Source organism: Cupriavidus sp. 05N38 (assembly GCF_056397345.1).
Map to the genome: position 1 here is coordinate 51,866 of NZ_JBFTNF010000049.1, position 16,752 is coordinate 68,617.

Below are 16,752 nucleotides of genomic sequence, written 5' to 3' on the forward strand. Positions count from 1 at the left end.
CGCCTTTCGGCACGGCAAGCGGCACTCTGCGGGGCGCCGTTTTCCTGCCTTATGCCGCAGCCGCCTTCCTGGTGCGCGCCTTGCCCGCGGCGGCGGCGTCCTTCTGCGCCGCCAGGTATGCCATGACGAGATCGGTGGTTTCCTGGAAATGCCGGGCCAGCAGCCGGCATGCCAGCTCGGCGTCGCCCTCGATCGCGGCCTTGACGATCGCCTCGTGCTCGGCGGCGACATCGCGCTTGCGTCCGGTCTTGCGCAACGCCATCGACAACAGGCGGTACCTGGCCGTCTGGTCGCGCAGCAGGGCGGAAAAACGCAGCAGCCACGGCGAGCCGCATCCGGCCACCAGCGCCGCGTGGAAATCGGAATGCGCTTCTTCCCACTCCGGGTTCATGTGTCGGCCCTCTCCGGGCAGCAGGATGGCGATGCGCTTGAGGCGGTGGTGCGCGGCGATGAGTTGCCCTTCCCACTCCACATTGCGCGACGCGATGGCATCGCGCAGCGCCTGCGTCTCGATCTGCTGGCGCACGCGCGTGATGTCCAGCAACTCGCTCTCGGACAGCTCCGCAACGCGGAAGCCCTTCTGGTCGATGGCCACGACGAAGCCGGTGGCGCACAGGCGCGACAATGCCTCGCGCAGCGGAATCACGCCGGCCTGGTAGCGCTCGGCCAGTTCCTTGAGCCGCAGCTTGCTGCCGGCAGCCAGCTTGCCCTGGATGATTTCCTCACGGACGGTCAGCTCCAGGATGGACGCCCAGGTCCGGCCGCCGGTGTCGAATGYGCCTTCCTCTGCGGATGCCGGCGATGCGGCGGAATGTGGCGTTGGCAAGGTAGCCAAGTCAGCCCCTGTTTCATAGATATTCTGCATTTTATCTATATTTCCGCGGTGGCCGACCGGCATTTGGAGGATGTGCGTGCCGGGGCGCCGCGCCTGCGACGTACCGGCCAGGCGCCTGCTTCGCCTACACCACCCCTTGCGCCAGCATGGCATCCGCCACCTTCACAAACCCGGCCACATTGGCGCCCTCCACGTAGTTGATGAAGCCGTCCGCCTTCTGCCCGTAGTGAATGCAGTTGCCGTGGATGTCTTTCATGATTGCGTGCAGCTTCTCGTCGACCTCGGCGTGGTGCCACGACAGGCGCATGGCGTTCTGCGACATCTCCAGGCCCGAGGTGGCCACGCCGCCGGCGTTGCTGGCCTTGCCCGGCGCATAGAGGATGCGCGCGGCCAGGAAGTGGTCGACGGCGTCCAGCGTGGACGGCATGTTGGCGCCTTCGGCCACGCAGAACACGCCGTTGGCGAGCAGGCGCTGCGCATCGCTGCCGTCGAGCTCGTTCTGCGTCGCGCAGGGCAGCGCCACGTCGGCAGGCACATGCCACGGCGTGCGGCCGGTCTCGAAATGCAGGTCCTGCGCGGCGGCGAAATCGGCCAGGCGGCCGCGGGTTTCGTTCTTGAAGGCCATCAGCGCGGCCAGCTGCTCGCGGTTCATGCCCTTGGGGAAGTGCAGCACGCCGCCGGAGTCGGACACGGTCAGCACCTTGGCGCCGAGTTCGATGGCTTTCTCGGCGGCGAACTGGGCCACGTTGCCGGAACCCGAGATCAGCACGCGCAGGCCGTCGAAGCCGCGCCCGCGCCGGTGCAGCATCTCCTGCGCGAAGTACACCGTGCCGTAGCCCGTGGCCTCGGGCCGCATCAGGCTGCCGCCGAAGGCCAGGCCCTTGCCGGTAAAGATGCAGGCGGACTGGTTGGAGAGCTTCTTCATCATGCYGGTCATGAAGCCGACCTCGCGCGCGCCCACGCCGATATCGCCGGCGGGCACGTCGGTGTCGGGGCCGAGGTGGCGGTACAGCTCGGTCATCAGCGCCTGGCAGAAGCGCATGACTTCGCCATCGGACTTGCCCTTGGGATCGAAGTCGGAGCCGCCCTTGCCGCCGCCCATGGGCAGCGTGGTCAGCGCGTTCTTGAAGGTCTGCTCGAAGCCGAGGAATTTCAGCACGGAGAGATTGACCGTGGGATGCAGGCGCATGCCGCCCTTGTAGGGGCCGATGGCGGAGCTGTGCTGGACGCGGAATGCGCGGTTGACCTGTACCTGGCCGCGGTCGTCGGTCCATGCCACGCGGAACTGGATCACGCGCTCGGGTTCCACCAGCCGCTCGAGCAGGGCCTGCTCGCCGTAGCGCGGATGCTGCTCGACGAACGGCCACAGCGTCATCATGACTTCCTTCACGGCCTGGAGGAACTCAGGCTGGTCAGGGTCGCGCCGGGCAACCCCGGCCAGGAAGGATTCGAGGGAGGCAGATCTCACGGGTGTCTCTTCGTAACGGTTGTGCTGCTTGGCAAGGAGACGGCCGCCGCGGATACATGTCCGCCGGCATGCCGAGGGATGCCGCGGCGCCGCCGGCAGGACTTCCCGGGCGACGCTGTTGCGGCCATGTCAATACATTCATGATTGGGTATGCATGTATCGACAAGGGCGAACTTTRGCATCCGCCGTGCCTTGGCAGGCATGTGAGGAAAGCGCTGCGACGGCAAAGCGCCGCCTGCGAGGTGCAGAGTCCGTTTTTTCCGTGCGATCAACGGCCAGGCGCGGCCCGCGGCAGCTCACACCGGCGCCAGCCCGATCAGGCGGCTGATATTGGCCGCCGCCCTTTGCAGCGCGGGCACGATCTCCGCCGGAATCCGCTCCGGCGTCGCCTCGCCCGCCGAGGTGGAGATGCCCAGCGACAACTGCCGCGACCCCGCGGCGGGCACCGGCACCGAAACCGATACCTGGTTGCTCTCCGGGTAGGCCAGCACGCTCCATTCGCCCGGCGGCAGCGGCAAGGCCATCGCCAGCGCGCTGCCGGGCGGCAGCACGCTGCCGACGCGCAGGTTCATCACCACCAGCCGGCGCCGCTCGGCGGGCGCCATGGCCCGCCCGATGATGATCACGCCCTCCGGATTGGCTTCGCCCAGGTTGGCCGTGCCGGAGTAGGCGTCGGCGAGCTGCTGCAGTCCTTCTTGCACGGCTTCGGTCACGCCGAGGCTTTCCAGCGCCGCGAAACCGATCTCGAAGATGCGGGTGGTCAGGCGCCAGCGATTGCCTTCGCGCGCCACATAGGCGTCCTCTTCCAGCGTCAGCAGAAAGCGCAGCACCGTGGGATGCGGCAGGTCCACCGCGCGCGAAAGCTCCGCCAGCGTGGGACGCCCGTTGTGGCGGAACGCCTGCAGGATGGCTAGACACCGCTGGATCGATCTATTATTCTTCATTCGCCAACCGTTCACCTAGAGGACTATACGTTCATCTAGTGAACATACTAAAGCAATGAGAAGGCCGCGGCAAGTACCGCGCCTCGTTCCTTACGGAGACAAACATGACACCCTTGGCCCCCGCGCGCGCCCGCGCCCTCCTTATCCTTGCCTCCCTGGCCGCACTGGCTGCGGCCACCGCCCCGCTTGCCGCGCGTGCCGCCGACGCCTGGCCCTCCCGGCCGATCAAGTGGGTGGTGCCCTACCCGCCGGGCGGCTCGACCGACATGCTGGCGCGCATCGTCGGCCAGAAGCTCAGCGAGCGGCTGCGCCAGCCCGTGGTGGTGGAAAACAAGGCCGGCGCCGGCGGCAACGTGGGCACCGACTACGTCGCCAAGCAGCCGGGCGACGGCTACACCATCGTGATGGGCAATATCGGCCCCATCGCCATCAACCCTTCGCTCTATCCCGACCTGCCCTATAGCCCGCTCAAGGACCTGGCGCCGGTGACCATGCTGATGGCGGTGCCGAACCTGCTGGTGGTCAACCCGGCGCTGCCGGTGCATTCGGTGCAGGAACTGGTCGACTACGGCAAGCGGCAGCCGGCGCCGCTCAGCTTTGCCACGCCGGGCGCCGGCACCTCGCTGCACCTGGCGGGCGAACTGTTCGCCACCACCGCCGGCCTGCGCCTGACCCACGTGCCGTACAAGGGCAGCGCGCCGGGCCTGAACGACACCATGGCCGGCCACGTGCCGCTGATGTTCGACAACATGCCGTCCGCGCTGCCGCTGGTGAAGGCCGGCAAGCTGCGCGCGCTGGCCATCACCAGCGCGCAGCGCTCGCCGCAGTTGCCGGACGTGCCCACCATGGCCGAGGCCGGCCTGCGCGGCTACGAGATCGCGGGATGGTTCGGCGTGCTGGTGCCGGCGGCCACCCCCAAACCCATCGTGGCCCGGCTCGACGCAGAGCTGCAGGCGGTGCTGAACCTGCCCGACGTGCGCCGCAAGCTCGAAGAGATGGGCGGCATCGTCTCGGGCGCCGGCCCCCAGCCGTTCGGCCGCTATATCGAGGCGGAGGCGCGCAAGTGGGGCACGCTGGTGCACAGCGCCAGCATCACCATCCAATGAACCGCGGCGCCACCGGCCATCGGCCATTGACCGCAGCCTGCCGCATCCACCACGGAGACCAACCATGACGCAATACCGTTTTATCGAAGTCCAGCCCATCGCCGGCGCGCTCGGTGCGGAGATCGGCGGAGTCGACCTGGCAAAGCCGCTGCCGGCGGAAACCTTCGCCGAGATCCGCGCCGCGCTGCATGCGCACCTGGTGATCTTCTTCCGCGGCCAGGAACTCACGCCCGGGCAGCACAAGGCCTTCAGCGCGCATTTCGGCGAACTGCTCGAAGTGCCGTTCATCCGCGCGCTGCAGGGCCACCCGGAAATCCTGCCGGTGATGAAAGGCAAGACGGAACAGACCCGGCGCAATTTCGGCGGCCTGTGGCATTCCGACATGAGCTACGCCGAGCAGCCGCCGATGGGCTCCGCGCTCTATGCGCGCGTGATCCCGCCCTATGGCGGCGACACGCTGTGGACCAATATGTACCGCGCCTACGATGCGCTGTCGGATGGCCTGAAGGCGGTGCTGGACAACCTGCGCGCCGTGCACAGCCCGGTGCGCTCGTACGGCGCCATGGGCGCGGTGGTCAACAACGGCGATCCGGCGCACAAGATGGACGTGCGCACCGATGCGCGCGCCAGCAGCGAGGTCACGCACCCGGTGGTGCGCGTGCATCCGGCCACCGGCAAGAAGGCGCTCTACGTCAACAGCACCTACACGCTGCGCTTCGAAGGCATGACCGAGGAAGAAAGCGCGCCCCTGCTGCAGTACCTCTACAGCCACGCGGTGCGGCCGGAGTTCACCTGCCGCTTCCGCTGGACGCGCGGCGCGCTGGCGGTCTGGGACAACCGCTGCACGCAGCATCTCGCCATGAACGACTACGACGGCTTCGACCGCGAACTGCACCGCACCACCATCGCCGGCGACCGGCCGCTTGCGGTCGCCGCCTGAGGCAGCCGGCGCGCGCCTTCGATCCGGCCAGCCCTGCGCGAAAGGCTGGCCGGAGCGCGCGCTCACCCCCACGGCAGGGCGACCTGGGTAGCAGCCCCTGGCGTTCCGGAAGTACAATCAATCTGTCTCGTTTTCCGGAACGGAGGTTGGATTGAAATCGGCATCAGCAACTGCGGCGGCGCGCAAGGCGCCTCCTGAAGCACCTAAGGCAAAAGCACCACGGAATGCCCGCCAGGCGGTCACCGCCGTGGACCTGGACGAAGAGGAGGAGGCCGCGCCGGCGCCCGGCGTCCCGCCGGACCCGGCGGCGGACCGCGACACGCCCACGCTGCGCGCCTTCGCCCTGCTCGAGTTCCTGGTGGCGGCCGACCGCCCTCTCTCGCTGGCGGAGATCATGCAGGGCTTCGAAGCGCCCAAGGCCTCGCTGCACCGCATGCTTGGCGCGCTGGAGTCCGGCGGGCTGGTGATCCGCGAGCCCGGCGCGCGCAACGCCTACGCGGTAGGACCGCGCCTGTCCCGGCTGGGCGTGGCCATCGTCACGCATTCGGGCACGCGCCAGCTGCGCCACGCCATCCTGGCGCGACTGGTGGCGGACATCGGCGAGACGGTCAACCTGACCATGCTGCACGAAACCTCGGTGCTGTACCTGGATCGCATGGAAGCGCCGTGGCCGCTGCGGCTGGACCTGAAGCCGGGCTCGCGCGTGCCGCTGCACTGCTCGGCCAGCGGCAAGCTGCTGCTGTCGCTGCTGCCGCGCGAGCAACGCGCGGCGCTGGTGCGGCAACTGCCGCTGGAGCGCTTCACGCCCAACACCATCACCGACGTGGAACTGCTCGAAGCCGAGCTGGACCGCAGCGCGCACAAGCAGCTCGGCGTGGACAACGAGGAATTCGTCGCTGGCATTTCCTGCGTGGCGGTGCCGGTGCGCGACGAGCGCGGACATGTGGTTGCGGCGCTGGCGGTGCATGCACCCACGGCCCGCTCGCCGCTGTCGCGCTCGCTGGAGTTCGTGCCACGCCTGCAGGAAACGGCCAGGGAGCTGGCCGCTACTTTCTGAGCAGCCTGCATGGACGCCGCCGTTTGCCAGGTAGAGAACGGGTGATTCAAACAGAATAAAGATTGCGGACTTACATCCGGCCTTCGATCGCGGCATCCAGCAGGGCCTTGGCCTGCTGCCAGTCGGCGGTGTCGAACCCTTCCGTGAAGGACGCGTGAATCCCGGCCAGCGTCTGCCGCGCGGCTTCCGCCTTGTCCTGGTGTTCCCATAGCCGGGCGAGGCTCAGCGCCGCGCGCAGCTCAAGCGACTTCCCGCCTTGCTGCCGGGCAATCGCGATGGCCCGATGAAAACACGCTTCCGCCGCTTCAGGGTCGGCGGACCCGCCCGGCCGATGGAGAAGCAATTCCCCCTGGAGCCGATGCAGTTCCGCTTCGTAGTGGCGTTCCCGCGTATTGCCGATCATGGAGAGCCCGTCGGCCAGCACGTCGAGTCCGGCCTCGGTTTGTCCGGCGTCCTCGTAGACCTGGGCCAGCAGGGCCAGGAAATAAGGCCGGCCCAGCTCGGCCCCCGTGGCCTGGTAGGCGGCCAGGCCACGGCGGATCTGGACGATGCCCTCTTCACGGCTCCCCTGTTCGGCCAACGCCCAACCCCGCAGGATGGTGCCCCATGCGAGCCAGAAGGGAAACCCGTGCTCGGTCGAGAGCGTGATGGCGGCTTCGGCGCACTCCCTGGTCAGTTGTACGTCGCGCCGGTACTGATGCAGCTCGGCCGCAAAGGCCAGGCCGAGCGCGAGGCTGAAAGGATGCGTAATCTTCCGGGCCAGGGTCAGTGCATCCTGGGTGGCCTGGCTGGCTTGCGCCGGCAGGCCAAGATGCCATAAGACCCATGCCAGGAGGCTGCGGCCACGGACCCCGTAATCCTGACCGAACAGTGCGCCAGGGGCGATCGACTCAGGTTCATAGTGGGCAAGCCCACGCTCCAGGTGCGCCCGCGCCTCGTGGAACTCGCCCAGGTATAGTGAAGTGCCTCCCAGCGCAACGTGCGCCTGTCCGAGCAACGCCGTATCTTGCGCATCCTCGGCAAACCTGAGCAGCGCCTCCCCTAGCACATACGCGGTTTCGTGCTGCGCACGAAGCGAATAGAAAGCGCGCATTCCCAACTTCACCTCGAAGCGCTGAGGGGTGTTGCCAGCGAGTTCGCACAAGGTCAGCGCCCGGGTATAGGTGGCCTCCACCTCCGGCGAGGCATAACCTCTCGCGGCAATCAGGGCGGGCCCCAGCGTGACGCGCAATGCAAGCTCCTGGCCTGCGCGCTCCGGCGTGTCGGGCAGGCGCTCGAGCAGTTCCAGGGCCGTACTCAGGTGACGGATGGCATCGAGATGCGCCGAACGCTCAACGGCCTGACGCCCGGCACAATGCAGGTACTCCACCGCCTTGGGGATGTTGCCGCTGTGACTGTAGTGATGGGCCAGTTCGCTGCAGTGGCCTTTCAACTGCTGACGGAAGAGGGCCTCGATGGCCCGCCCCGTGCGTTCATGCAATGCGCAGCGCTGTTCCGAGAGCAGGGAGTTGCCCGCGACCTCCTGAGTCAGCGCGTGCCTGAACGCATACTCCACCTCCGGAAAGGCGGGTTGCCCGTAGATAAACTCTCCGGCCTGCAGACCGGCCAACAACGGATACAGGCGGTCTTCCGGCTGCCCGGTGACCTGCCGGATCAGGCTCAACGGGAATGCCTTGCCGATCACGGCCAGGGTCTGCAACAGTTCCTTCTGCGCGGATGGCAGCCGATCCATGCGCGCCGCGAGCACGCCCTGTACCGTGGTCGGAATATGCAGCGCGGCCGGGGTCTTCTCGATGCGGTACCGGCCGGGCTCACCGAGCAGCGCCTTTTCCTCGGCGAGGGTCTGGACGACCTCCTCCATGAAGAAGGGGTTGCCCTCGGTTTTTTCCAGGATGAGCTGCCTGAGCGGCCCGAGACCGGGGTCATCGCCCAGCAAGCCGCCGAGCAGGCCTTGCGCCTCGGCAGGACCAAGCGGGGCGAGCCGCAATTCCGTGCAATTGTCCTGCCTGACCCAGGCGGGCTGGTACTCGGCGCGGTAGTTCACAAGGAGGAGAATCCGGGCATCCGCCGCCCGCTCGACGAGGTAAGCGAGAAAGGCTTCTGTCTCGTTATCCAGCCATTGCAGGTCTTCGAACAGCAGCTCAATGGGCTGATTCCGGCTTTCTCGCTCCAGCAGGCGCGTGATCGCCTCGAACGTGCGCTCGCGCCGAAGGTCTGCGCCCATGTCCGCCAGCGCCGAGCCGGGCCCGACGATACCCAGCAGATAGAGCAGATAGGGCATGAGGTCCTCGAGGCTGCGCTCCAGCGTGAGGACCTTGCCCGTGACCTTCTCGTGGCATCGCCGCTTGTCGTCCTGGGCGGTGATCTGAAAGTAGTTCTTCAGGAGCTCGATCAGGGGCAGATAGGCAAAGGCTTTGCCATGCGAGACCGAAAAAGTCTCCAGCACCAGGGATCCGCTCTGCGAGCGCGCCTTGAACTCGTGGAACAGGCGCGACTTGCCGACGCCGGCCTCCCCCACCACCGCGACGATCTGCCCGTGCCCGGCCACGGACTGGTCCAGCGCCAGGTGCAGCGCCTCCAGTTCGGCTTCGCGGCCGACGAAGCGAGCCAGGCCGCGGTGAGCCGCCACCTGCAGGCGCGTGCGCAACGCCCCGAGACCCAGCACCTCGTAGACCACGAGCGGTTTGGGGATGCCTTTGACCAGGGCCTCTCCCAGCGCCTTGAACTCGAAATACCCATCGGCGAGCTTGTGGGTGGATTCGCTGACGAGAATGGATGTGGGCGCAGCCATTGTTTCAATCCGCGCGGCAATGTGGATCGTGTGCCCCACCGGATCATAGTCAGTGTGCAGGTCGTCCTTGCGGATCGAGCGCACGACCACCTCGCCCGTGTGGACGCCCACCCGGATCTGCAGCGAGATGCCCTGCTCCAGCCGGAGCCGGTCGCTGTGCCGGCGCATCGCCTCCTGCATGCGCAGCGCCGCGAACAATGCGCGCTGGGTATGGTCCTCATGCGCGATCGGTGCGCCGAACAGCGCGAGAATGCCGTCGCCCAATGACTTGGCCACGTACCCCTCGTAGTAATGCACGGCCTCCATCATCAGCTCGATGACGGGGGTGATCAGGTGATGGGCCTCTTCCGGGTCCAGGTCGTGGATCAGGGTGGTCGAGCCCGCCATATCGGCAAACAGGACGGTGATTGTCTTGCGTTCGCCAGCGGTATCTCCCCGGGCTTCCAGCGCCGCCTGCTCGGCCCGGATACGCTCGGCCAGATGCGGTGGCGTGTAATGAACGGGGGCGGCGGCGGCGGGTTGCGGCAATTCACTGACGGGCTCGCCGCAAGCACTGCAGAAGCGCGCCGTCGGATTCATTTCGTGGCCACAGCGCACGCAGAGACGCGGGAGCCGGTTGCCGCACTGCTCACAAAAACTGGCGCCAACGGCATTCTCGAGCTCACAATTTGTGCAGCGCGCCATAGATGCTCCCTGGACGTCCTCCAGGTAATTAAACGCCCCCTTGCCTGTCGTCGCAAGACTGGGTCGCCGCCGCGCTGTCGGGGTGGTCTCCGACCCGAATTTGGGCCTCGCCGCGAACGCCTCAGGGCACTCGCCACTGGGTCGTTGTGGAAGCGGCGTCGAAGGCGGTAGACGGTAGTCCAATGGACCCTTAGGCGTTTTCCCGCGACGAGGGCTTGCTGCCGAGTAAGCGGTGCGTTAGCCACTGGTTTCAATTGGCGAGCGGCGGAAAATTCTCGCTCGGTGGGCGCCCGCGTAGTGCAACGTTGCGCGATCGCAACGCACCCAATAAGGTACTTCAACCTGAATTCCAGGTGGAATCAATGGGTTACCCGCGCATGCCTTCTATCTCCAATCATATTTCATTGAGTTAAGTTGAGAAATTTCAGATTTTCTATTTAGAAATTTTTTACGCCATAAATCTCAATTCGGAAATTTCAGATTTTATCATCCAAACCTTAATAACAATGGTTAACCCTATTTATCAACCAATTATTAATTTCAATACTTGAATCCGGCGGTTGGCGGCCGAAGGTTCTCACCCGCCAACTTGGCTGGTGATCCTACCCACCAAGGCAGCCTCGACACGACATTATGGCGAATCTCGTTGGCGTGAAACTCAAGACGGCACGGAACTTGTCCCCATCAGGGTTGAACTTGGCGTAGTCGCCCGATTTTTTGATCGGCGTGCGACCACCCTCACCGAGCACGTTGCAGACCTGCGCGAGTACAAGTTAAACCGCGCCTTCGACACCTATGCCAAGACATCATCTTGAACTCGCCGCGCGCCCCTTCCCGATTCTCGCTACAGCCCTTCTCACTGTTCTACTGCGCGTTGAAGTGCGCTAGCTTCGCGGCCCAGTACGCTCTTTTTTTTGTAGTTGCTCTCATGCTTCGCGATCCAAGCCCGCGCGCTTTGATATTGATCTCCATCCTGGGATTGGTTCGTATCTTTCTCGGCCGGGTCCTCGCTCGCTTGGTTGCCAGTTCCATCACCATGGCTAGCGATCATCTCCAGCATTGCGCCAGAGTGCACAAATACGACGACGGGGATCAGGCGAGGACCCTATACAGATTCCTTCAACAGCGGTTGGATTTTGCACTGGCAAGGGAGGATCTTGTCGGGAATTTTATAGCAATAGTTGCCACGCTGGCGATAATAGGATCATTTTTTAATTTGCAAGCGTTAGGTGTTTTGATTGGCGTGGCTCTGGTAAGCGGGATGGTATTTGTACTGCAATGGATTAGCGTCTACGCCTTGTTGCGCGTCAATGAAACGGTTACAAGCCGGAACGCAGAGTTCAACACACTTATCGCCAGGAGACTCGGAGTACTGGGGCTCGATGAAATGAAACAGGCGAGCGCCGCGCGCTTTGATGCTCTGAGTAGGCAGGAGCGTCTTTGGCGAGCACTCGACTCAGGCGCAAAGATTTCCGAGACCTACTTGGGAATACTACTGAGAATTCTTCCCTTGGCCGCGATTGGAGCAATTGGTGTCGTTCCTGGGATGTCACTCGGTGAGGCAGGTGTAACGGTGTTCTGGGTCTCGATGCCGCTGTTCGCGGCACTTCTCGCAATTCCGCGCGAGGTGCAGGCGTGGAAAGCACTTAAGAGCGCTCAAGCGCATATCGATGCGACGTGTAGCCGGATTCCGGTAGGGAATTCATCATGCGTTACCTTCGACGGCAAGGACACCATCTGGGCGGCGCCGCTGTACGTGAATCTGTTGGGCCGGGGTCCACTACGATGCCGGCTTCTTCGTCGGCTCGGGATGTGGGGCGAGCTTGGCCTGGGAGAACTTCCAACGCCCTTTGAGAAATTGCTAGCGCCTGACGAACTGTCGGAGGGCCAAAAGCAAAGATTGCTCCTGATCCGATCCGTGTGTTGCGCAGTAGATCGAGATGTGCCGCTGAGCCTGTCAACCCAGCTAATTTCACTCGATCTGCCAAATAGAATGAAAGCCAAAACGCTGTTGGATCAGCTTGTAACTGAAGGGGCGCTCAGGGTATGCGGTGCGGATGGAATTTCACGTGATGGATATTCTGAACTTTCAGAGCCTCGGAGTCATTTAGACCCGCCCCTAAGGGAAGCTCAGTCGCCAGATAGAAGCGGCAAAGCCCCGGTTATTCCGCGTTTTGTGCGCTGGTACTTTCCTGTCTTTATCCTCGCCGCCTATCTCGATGCGAATGTGGCACGCCTTATTGGAAGCCATGGTTCGTTGACACGTGAAGCCATCTGGTCAGCCATGGGAGCTTTCTCGCTCACGATACTTGGTGGGATGGCACTTGAGCATCATGTCAGGCGTAAAACCTTCAAGAGCCTTTCCCTTTCGATCTTCCGATCGTCGTCGCCAAACATAGAGATCGAGAGGAGAGTTCCCGTCGACCTCGACGTTGCACAAGAGGGCTTCTCGTACTACCTTCACGACTTTACTTGGGCTCTTGCTGTGTTTTCGCTTTTCGCTATGTCACTGGTTTTCGCGGCGGGCGCTTTGGGTATTGGTTTCATAGCTGGTTTTGTAATCCTGGTTTGGTTTTTTTACTCCAGGAACTACCGTGGAATTGTGTTGGCAAGAGAAAAAATGCTGGAGGCGAGTCGGACATTTGTGCTCACTATTCGCGATTGGGCGTCATTCGACCTGGCGACAGCTAGACTGGGCCAGACTACGCGAACTAGGCGGATGAGAGCCGTGCTGGCGTTGCCATCGCTCCAACGTTGGACCGAAGCCAAGGTACGGCTCTATCTAAAGAAGGTGGAGCTGGCGCTCCTACTCGAGGGGACCTTCCATATCCTGCTGATGCTGTGCCTCAGCTCTTTGCTGCTCGCGAAGGTGGAAGCCTCGCTTGCTGCGTTCCTTCTGTCCGCGCTCCTTGCCGTAGACCGGGAGTCCATCCGCCTCTTTGTGGCCGGTTCCGGCCTGCTAAGCACGGCATCATCTTTTCACGCAGTTTCCAACTTGCCGCTGGTAAACCGTATTCCTTGGGTGAGCCTTGAAGAGGGTGAGCAGGGAATCCGGCTCGCCGAAGCGCACTCCCCCCTGACAGGAATCCGTTATCCAGAGGTGAACTTCAATTTTGGAGTCAACTGGGTATTAGGCCGGTCGGGATGCGGGAAGACGACCCTGTTGACCGAATTGTTTTGGGCGTTACATCGCTGGGGGCGCACCGTCGCATTTTTTGGCAGACGCGAGATGACCGAGATTGGTCAGGGACGACGAGCAGACGCAGTTCTTCGTGAGCTTCTTGAGAATCACCAATGGCGAGCCGGGGGTACGCTGATCTTGGACGAGGCGTTGGAAGAGATCCACGAGGATGAATTAGAAAGCATCTACCATTTTCTTGATGTGTGGGGTCGTGATCATCGGGTCGTGATCCTGAACACAGACCATCGGACTTCGGCACAGACGCCGGGCTATAAGTATGTACTGCCGGGATAACCGACGCCGCTGGACACGGGAATGCTACGCGTCGGTTTGCCCAAGGTCATTGCATAAACAGAAACCGGGCGGAGCATGCCACCGCCCGGCAACCGGCAACCCTCGACCCTTACATCCTCCCCTTCCACGGCACCAGCCACGTCTCCATCTTGCGCATCAGCAGGTCGAAGGTATAGGCGATCAGGCCGATCAGCCCGATACCCATGATCACCACGTCGGTGCGCAGGAAGTTCGACGCATTCAGTACCATCTGCCCCAGCCCCGCCGTGGCGKCCACCATCTCGGCGGCGACCAGCGTGGTCCAGCCGAAGCCGATGGCGATGCGCATGCCCGTCAGGATGTCCGGCAGCGCGGCCGGGATCACCACATGGCGGATCACCTGCCACGGGTTGGCCCCCATCGAATACGCCGCGTTGATCTGCTCGATGGTGACCGAGCGCACGCCGGCCTGCGCCGACATGGCCAGCGGCGCGAAGCAGGCCAGGAAGATCAGCAGGATCTTGGAGGTTTCGTCGATGCCGAACCAGATCACGATCAGCGGCAGGTAGGCCAGCGGCGGCAGCGGACGGTAGAACTCGATGGGCGGATCGAACACGCCGCGGGCGATGCGCGACACGCCCATCATCACGCCGATCGGCACCGCCGTCACGGTGGCCAGCGCGAAGGCGCCGAACACGCGCACCATGCTGGCGCGGAAATGCTCGGTCAGCGGCAGGCCGCCTTGCACATTGCCGTTCCAGGCATCGATAAACGCGTTGATGATGGATTCCGGCGTGGGCAGGAACAGTGGCGGCAGCCAGCGCAGGTGGCTGGCGATCCACCACAGCGCCAGCAGCGACGCCACGGTGATGGTGGAGATGCGCGAACTGCTGCCTTCGCCGGGCAGGCGATAGCCGGAGACGGCCTTCATGCGGCGCGCGGCGGGCGCGGCGGCCACGGCACCGGCGCCCGGCGCAGGGTCGAGTCGTTGAACGGAAGCGGACATGGCGGGCTCCTCAGGGCGTGGCATGGATCAGGTTGACGATTTCTTCGCGATAGCGGATGAACTCCGGGTCGGACTTCACCTCGCGTGCATCGCCGCAGGCAATGTAGCGGCGCGCGAACGGCATCTCGTAGGTATGCGCGATGCGTCCCGGCGACGGCGTCATCACGATCAGGCGGGTGGCCAGGAAGAGCGCTTCCTCCACGCTGTGGGTGATGAAGAAAACGATCTTCTGCTCGGCCGCCCACAGCTTGAGGATCAGCGCCTGGATCGATTCGCGGGTGAGCGCATCCAGCGCGCCGAGCGGCTCGTCCATCAGCATCACCGCGGGATCGTTGGCCAGCGTGCGGGCAATGCCCACGCGCTGCTGCATGCCGCCGGACAGCTGGTAGACCGGCTTGGCCGCCACCTTCTCCAGTCCCACCAGCGCCAGCTTCTCCTGCGCGATGCGCAGGCGCTCGGCACGCGGCACGCCGCGCAGGCGCAGGCCCAGCGCCACGTTGTCCAGCACATTGAGCCAGGGCATCAGTGCATGCTTCTGGAACACCACGCCACGCTCGGCACCGGGGCCGTGCACGGATCTGCCGTCGAGGCGGATCTCGCCTTCCGAGGGCTGCATGAAACCGGCAATGCACGACAGCAGGGTCGTCTTGCCGCACCCGGAGGCGCCCAGCGCGACCACGAAGTCGCCGCGCTCCATGGTGAGATTGACCTGCGACAGGGCCAGCGTCTCGGCGCCGCCGCGGCCGCCGTAGTTCACGCTGAGGTTGTCGATTTCGAGTTTGGCCATAGCTGCAAACTTCCGAAGAGAGTGTGTCGAGGCCGCGCGGCGGGCATCGCCCGCGCCGCGGCAACCGTCCTTCATCGCGCCATGCGGCGCGCGCAGATCAGGCCGGCGTCTTGGCCAGCGCGCGCCGCACCCACTCGGCATTCACGCCCGGGCCATAGTCCGGCAACACGGTCTGGATGGTGCCCTGTTCCTTGAGGAATTGCGCCGCGGACTGCAGCGCCTTGGCCGCGCCGCCACCCAGCCAGCGCGGCGAGGCCTGCTCGTCGAGCGTGGGGAAGTTGTACAGCGCCATGCTGGCCGGCACCGCTTCAGCCTTGGCGCCCGATACCTTGGCGACAGCCTTCACCATGGGAGAGTCGGCACTCCAGCCGGCCTTGTCCTGCCGGTATTTTTCGTCCGCCGCGGCCAGGATCTTGACGAACTTGACCATGAACTCGGGGTTCTCGCGCGCGAACTTCTTGTTGGCGATCATGCCGTCGAAGGTGGCCTTGCCGGTCTCGCTGGCGATCTTGCCCGACGTCACCAGCACCTTGCCCGACTGCTTGAGCTTGGCCAGCACCGGATCCCAGATAAAGGTGGCATCGATGTCGCCGCGCTCCCAGGCCGCCGCCACTTCGGGCGGGCGCATGTTCATGATCTTGACGTCGCGCGGATTGATCCTGGCCTGCTCCAGCGCCACCAGCGTGTGGTAGTGCGTGGTGGAGACGAAGGGCACGCCCACCCGCTTGCCCTTGAGGTCGGCCACGCTGTTGATATTGCTGCCGTTGCGCGCCACCATGGCTTCGGCCGCATTGATGTCGTCAAGGATCCAGAACAGTTCCACGTCCAGCCCTTGCGACAGCGCCGAGGCAATCGGCGAGGTACCGGCTTCGCCGATGGCGATCTGGCCGGAAGCCATCGCCCGGATCACGTCGCCGCCACCGCCGAACTGGCGGAACGAAACCTTGTAGCCGGTCTGCTTCTCGACTTCCTTCATGTCCTGCGCATAGCGCCATGGCACCACCATGTCCTGGTAGGCGATCACGACTTCCCTGCTCTGCGCATAGGCGCCCGGGGCGACGACGGCCGCCAGCACTACGCTTGCTGCAAGCTGCTTGATCCAACGCATGATGAACCTCCTCAAGATTGACTGGGTTGCGTGCCGGCGTGCAGTGCCGTCTGGCGTGCTGCGCGAGTGCCGGCAACAGGGGCGTGGCACCGGGGCGGTGCCTGCTCGAGGAGGAAGAGGTAATAAGCATGAGGCATGCCGTGTCTCCGTCTGGTTGGGACGTCTTTGCGTCCTCTCGTTCTGGTGGCGTCCCGTTCTGCCGGCGGGATCGCCTCGGTCCGCTCCAAGCGCGGTGTAGCCCTATGGTAGGAAGCGTGCCCCGTTGCGGTTAGAGCCAGCCGGGGGTAACTGTGGGTCCACGACCAGATTTGGTTCACTTTAAGATACAAATCGTTCCGTTTATTTGAATTTCATGTTGACCATCGCTCGGTCTCATCCTACATTCGACTCACAAACACTTTTCGGAACGTTTGGTTCCGTTTTGAGATCGAAGCCCGGAGACCCACCACCATGAGCGAACACCTCCCCGAATCCCTGCGCCAGGCCACCACCGACGCCCCCGCCACCACCGGCCCGCAGGCCATGACCCCCTCGGAAGCCTTTGTCGAAACCCTCGCCGCCAACGGCGTCAC

General features: G+C 64.2%; 12 protein-coding genes. 5 read left to right on the forward strand and 7 right to left on the reverse strand.

What is annotated here, in order from left to right:
• Positions 1-49: 49 nt before the first annotated feature.
• From AC1DK4_RS28760 to AC1DK4_RS28770, 3 genes are all read right to left on the reverse strand, one after another.
• A complete protein-coding gene (locus AC1DK4_RS28760) occupies positions 50-826 on the reverse strand; it encodes a GntR family transcriptional regulator (protein ID WP_477131930.1) in 777 nt (258 codons plus the stop codon).
• A gap of 133 nt (positions 827-959) precedes the next feature.
• Positions 960-2,303: an NADP-specific glutamate dehydrogenase gene (gdhA, locus tag AC1DK4_RS28765; RefSeq protein WP_477131927.1), complete on the reverse strand. Its 1,344-nt coding sequence runs from the start codon at positions 2,301-2,303 to the stop codon at positions 960-962.
• Between the two features lie 296 nt (positions 2,304-2,599).
• Positions 2,600-3,247: an IclR family transcriptional regulator gene (locus AC1DK4_RS28770; RefSeq protein WP_441621177.1), complete on the reverse strand. Its 648-nt coding sequence runs from the start codon at positions 3,245-3,247 to the stop codon at positions 2,600-2,602.
• Positions 3,248-3,351: 104 nt separating this feature from the next.
• Between AC1DK4_RS28770 and AC1DK4_RS28775 the strand changes: the two genes are divergently transcribed.
• The 3 genes from AC1DK4_RS28775 (at position 3,352) to AC1DK4_RS28785 (ending at position 6,350) form a co-directional block, all read left to right on the forward strand.
• Positions 3,352-4,353: a Bug family tripartite tricarboxylate transporter substrate binding protein gene (locus AC1DK4_RS28775; RefSeq protein ID WP_441621179.1), complete on the forward strand. Its 1,002-nt coding sequence runs from the start codon at positions 3,352-3,354 to the stop codon at positions 4,351-4,353.
• Positions 4,354-4,417: 64 nt separating this feature from the next.
• A complete protein-coding gene (locus AC1DK4_RS28780; RefSeq protein ID WP_441621181.1) occupies positions 4,418-5,293 on the forward strand; it encodes a TauD/TfdA dioxygenase family protein in 876 nt (291 codons plus the stop codon).
• Between the two features lie 328 nt (positions 5,294-5,621).
• Positions 5,622-6,350 (forward strand): IclR family transcriptional regulator, encoded by a 729-nt coding sequence (locus tag AC1DK4_RS28785; protein ID WP_441621200.1) that lies wholly within the window; start codon positions 5,622-5,624, stop codon positions 6,348-6,350.
• A 70-nt stretch (positions 6,351-6,420) separates the two neighbouring features.
• Here AC1DK4_RS28785 and AC1DK4_RS28790 read toward each other — a convergent pair whose 3' ends face one another.
• The gene (locus AC1DK4_RS28790; protein ID WP_477131928.1) at positions 6,421-9,825 is read right to left on the reverse strand and encodes an ATP-binding protein; all 3,405 of its coding nucleotides are present in this window, start codon (positions 9,823-9,825) and stop codon (positions 6,421-6,423) included.
• A gap of 596 nt (positions 9,826-10,421) precedes the next feature.
• Between AC1DK4_RS28790 and AC1DK4_RS28795 the strand changes: the two genes are divergently transcribed.
• On the forward strand, positions 10,422-10,640 hold the full coding sequence (locus AC1DK4_RS28795; RefSeq protein ID WP_477116354.1) for a hypothetical protein: 219 nt from the start codon (positions 10,422-10,424) through the stop codon (positions 10,638-10,640).
• A 113-nt stretch (positions 10,641-10,753) separates the two neighbouring features.
• Positions 10,754-13,300 carry a P-loop NTPase family protein gene (locus tag AC1DK4_RS28800; RefSeq protein WP_441621185.1) on the forward strand — a complete coding sequence of 849 codons (2,547 nt, stop codon included), beginning with the start codon at positions 10,754-10,756 and terminating at the stop codon, positions 13,298-13,300.
• A gap of 109 nt (positions 13,301-13,409) precedes the next feature.
• Here AC1DK4_RS28800 and AC1DK4_RS28805 read toward each other — a convergent pair whose 3' ends face one another.
• From AC1DK4_RS28805 to tauA, 3 genes are all read right to left on the reverse strand, one after another.
• Positions 13,410-14,285: an ABC transporter permease subunit gene (locus AC1DK4_RS28805; RefSeq protein WP_477131929.1), complete on the reverse strand. Its 876-nt coding sequence runs from the start codon at positions 14,283-14,285 to the stop codon at positions 13,410-13,412.
• Positions 14,286-14,295: 10 nt separating this feature from the next.
• Positions 14,296-15,072, reverse strand: a complete 777-nt coding sequence (locus tag AC1DK4_RS28810) for a taurine ABC transporter ATP-binding protein (RefSeq protein WP_441621189.1) — start codon at positions 15,070-15,072, stop codon at positions 14,296-14,298.
• A 97-nt stretch (positions 15,073-15,169) separates the two neighbouring features.
• Positions 15,170-16,180 carry a taurine ABC transporter substrate-binding protein gene (gene tauA, locus AC1DK4_RS28815; protein ID WP_441621191.1) on the reverse strand — a complete coding sequence of 337 codons (1,011 nt, stop codon included), beginning with the start codon at positions 16,178-16,180 and terminating at the stop codon, positions 15,170-15,172.
• Between the last annotated feature and the right edge of the window lie 572 nt (positions 16,181-16,752).

Bases quoted from the DNA above. Each gene is read 5' to 3' on its own strand.
- AC1DK4_RS28810 (WP_441621189.1), bottom strand. From the start codon at position 15,072: ATGGCCAAACTCGAAATCGACAACCTCAGCGTGAACTACGGCGGCCGC.
- AC1DK4_RS28790 (WP_477131928.1), bottom strand. From the start codon at position 9,825: ATGGCGCGCTGCACAAATTGTGAGCTCGAGAATGCCGTTGGCGCCAGT.
- AC1DK4_RS28775 (WP_441621179.1), top strand. From the start codon at position 3,352: ATGACACCCTTGGCCCCCGCGCGCGCCCGCGCCCTCCTTATCCTTGCC.
- AC1DK4_RS28770 (WP_441621177.1), bottom strand. From the start codon at position 3,247: ATGAAGAATAATAGATCGATCCAGCGGTGTCTAGCCATCCTGCAGGCG.
- tauA (WP_441621191.1), bottom strand. From the start codon at position 16,180: ATGCGTTGGATCAAGCAGCTTGCAGCAAGCGTAGTGCTGGCGGCCGTC.
- AC1DK4_RS28800 (WP_441621185.1), top strand. From the start codon at position 10,754: ATGCTTCGCGATCCAAGCCCGCGCGCTTTGATATTGATCTCCATCCTG.
- AC1DK4_RS28780 (WP_441621181.1), top strand. From the start codon at position 4,418: ATGACGCAATACCGTTTTATCGAAGTCCAGCCCATCGCCGGCGCGCTC.